General features: G+C 40.0%; 2 protein-coding genes and 1 pseudogene. All 3 read right to left on the reverse strand.

Annotation, left to right across the window (positions count from 1 at the left end; translation table 11 throughout):
* Positions 1 to 215, reverse strand: a pseudogene (locus tag C228_RS14670) (alpha/beta hydrolase); the annotation flags it as partial.
* A 175-nt stretch (positions 216 to 390) separates the two neighbouring features.
* Positions 391 to 1578, reverse strand: coding sequence for a WD40 repeat domain-containing protein (locus tag C228_RS0112880; RefSeq protein ID WP_018652998.1), 1188 nt, complete (start codon positions 1576 to 1578; stop codon positions 391 to 393).
* Positions 1575 to 2675, reverse strand: a 1101-nt coding sequence (locus C228_RS0112885) for an alpha/beta hydrolase (RefSeq protein ID WP_018652999.1), incomplete at its 5' end; no start/stop codon positions are given. The genes C228_RS0112880 and C228_RS0112885, both read right to left, overlap by 4 nt.

The following is a 2675-nucleotide window of genomic DNA, read 5'->3' on the forward strand; positions in this document are numbered from 1 at the left end:
TTCGGCTCTTTTAAATTAAGCGGGTAATAATCTATCAGCGCTCGGATATTGTTAGCGAGCGACGAATATTTCTTAGGGTAAGCCCCTCCAATCAAACCCGTATATTCGGCATCTCCCCTTTTCTTGTCTCCGCCCAAAACGCCGTCTTCTTCCGAATACAAGGTGCGGATTCGTTTTACCACTTTATGTGCAAACGGAAATAGCTCCATCGCCAATGGATTTTTCTCTCAGGTGTAGATATTAGTAGGGCATTATCCGCTACAGCTGCTTCGTTGGCATACATCTCCGCTCCGGTATTTTGCAAAAAATTGGGCTAATCTGACCGCTTGTAAGGGAATAACAAAAGTGCGGTTAAAAATTCAACTGTTTTTTCAACCGCACTTTACCTTATCAATCCGCCACCCAAATTTTTTCCAATTCCATTTTATCGGGGTGGTATTTATAGACGTTAATCCCACCGCCTGTGGCTTGTCCTGTCACCAAAATATGGGCTTTCGGCGCCGAAGAGATACTAAGACTAGCCGCATAGGAGTCAACCGAAATCGCAGGATCATTACCAATTCCTACATAAGCTTTAATCCACGGATCACCTACTGTGTAAAGGGGGGCTAATTCATCGGCAGAATCATCTTTTTCTCCATACATCATTCCGAACTGGATAAATTCCGTTTCAGTCACAAAAGCATAAGCTACCGTCGCTCTTCTACCATTTAATCCTTTACCTTTAAATTTTTCTGGAATAGGTAATAATTGGCTTTTATCATCCGTTTTAGTTTCTCGATTATAGATTCCATCTTCTGGATACGCCAATGAATAGCGTAAAAGAGGATTGGCTGTAGACCACATATAGCGACCATAATTTTCGCTACCGCTCACCACCCATTTTCCATCAGGACTAAGTAAGCCTGTTGTTGTACCATTATTCCCCCATAATCTCGCCACAGGTTTTAATGTGTTTTTATCCCATAACGTCACACCGTCATAGCTACTTCTTTTGTGCTTCTCTGGATTGACTGGATTTACAATTAGATTAGTTTCAGCTGGTGGATCATCTGCACGAGAAACATTATCACTGACCGATAAAAAATAGTCCCCAGCAATAGATAAATCATACGGCTTAGACGGGCTTATCGGCGTATCGGTATAAATCGGTACTAAATTTTCACCATAACCTTTATATAATTTTCCCGATTTATTGGCACTTAAATAGAACGATTTATCTGCCGTTATTCTATGCCCTTCTGTCTTAAAATGCGGAAACTGCTTTATTTCCTGTCCGCTCACATTTTGAATATGGACGATATTTGCACTGTCTTGCCAAATAAATTCGTGGCTTTCGGGAATAAAATACGCACTATACACATTGGCATTTTTGGCTAATGTCTTTTTCTCCTTTTTAGGAATATTCCATAATACCAACTCACCTCCATAATGCGCACTAATCACATACTCACCGTCACTTGAAACACTTAAAGATGCAACCTCTTCCCTAGAAAAGAAGCCTTTACTGTAAGCATAACTGATAATTATGACTGCACTTAAACATAGGGTAACAATAAATCGAATGTACTTTTTCATTTTTTATATCTCCCAAAACAAGAGCTTTTCTTAATTTCGTCCATTATTCTACGTTTGTAACTATGGGTATAGATTAGTGGAAATAGTTTAGGATTGTTTTTATCCAACGCAGTCCATTCATACTCTCGCATTGCCGAATGGGTAAGAAAATAAGGACGTTTATCGTTGTTCTTATCTAGAATGGTTTGATCGAAAAAGTTAATTTTACCTTCTCTTTCTAATTCCTGAATAAACGAATCGGCAAATAAATCCTTCGCCCATTTTACTTCCAGTTTTTTACCGTTTTGCCCAATACCTTGTATTGTTTGTCTATTCCCCTGATGCCCCAACGCAGGTCGCACCGCTGAATCTCGAACATTCCAGTTGTCAAATAGCGTTTCCGTTAATACTTCCACAATATGCTCAAAATAAACACTGCCTTTCTCAAATCGGCGATAATGACTCCACGGCTTCAAATACGTTAATTCAGGAATACCTGATGCGTTCATCGTCTTTTCAGCTTCTTGCTCTAACAACGTGCGAATCTCTTGTTTTATCTTCCGGCCTAAATAACTCGCTTGTAGATTAATGCATTCATAAGGCTGGGCATTCTCTTTTCCATAAAGCAAGTCACATCTCAGTTTCGCGCTATTCAGTTGGGTTTGCGCTTGCTTTATCGGGTTTTGTTTGTCTCGATGATAGTCGCCTAACGCCTGTGTATTTGTCGCTAAAGCGGTATATTTCTTAGGGTAAGCGCCACCCAGTGACCCTGTATATTCAGCATCGCCCCCTTTATTATCCCCACCCAATACACCATCTTCGGAAGAATAAAGCACCGTCATATGTTTTACTGCGTTATGAGCAAACGGAAATAATTCCATTGCAATCGGATTATACCTTTTTTGGTAATTATTCAAATCAGTAATGGCGTTATCCGCTACCGCCGCTTCCCACATAATAAGATTGTCCACTTTTTCATCATAAGCCCCGTCAAAATCCCCTAAAATATTCAAGGCACTTAATGCTACCCGTGCGCCAAGGGAATGGGTAATAATATTTATCTTAATCTTTTCCTCAATTAGTTGCATTAACACCTTTGCCAATTCTCGACCTGCTTC

It is taken from the genome of Actinobacillus capsulatus DSM 19761, assembly GCF_000374285.1.
Taxonomy (GTDB): Bacteria; Pseudomonadota; Gammaproteobacteria; order Enterobacterales; family Pasteurellaceae; genus Actinobacillus; species Actinobacillus capsulatus.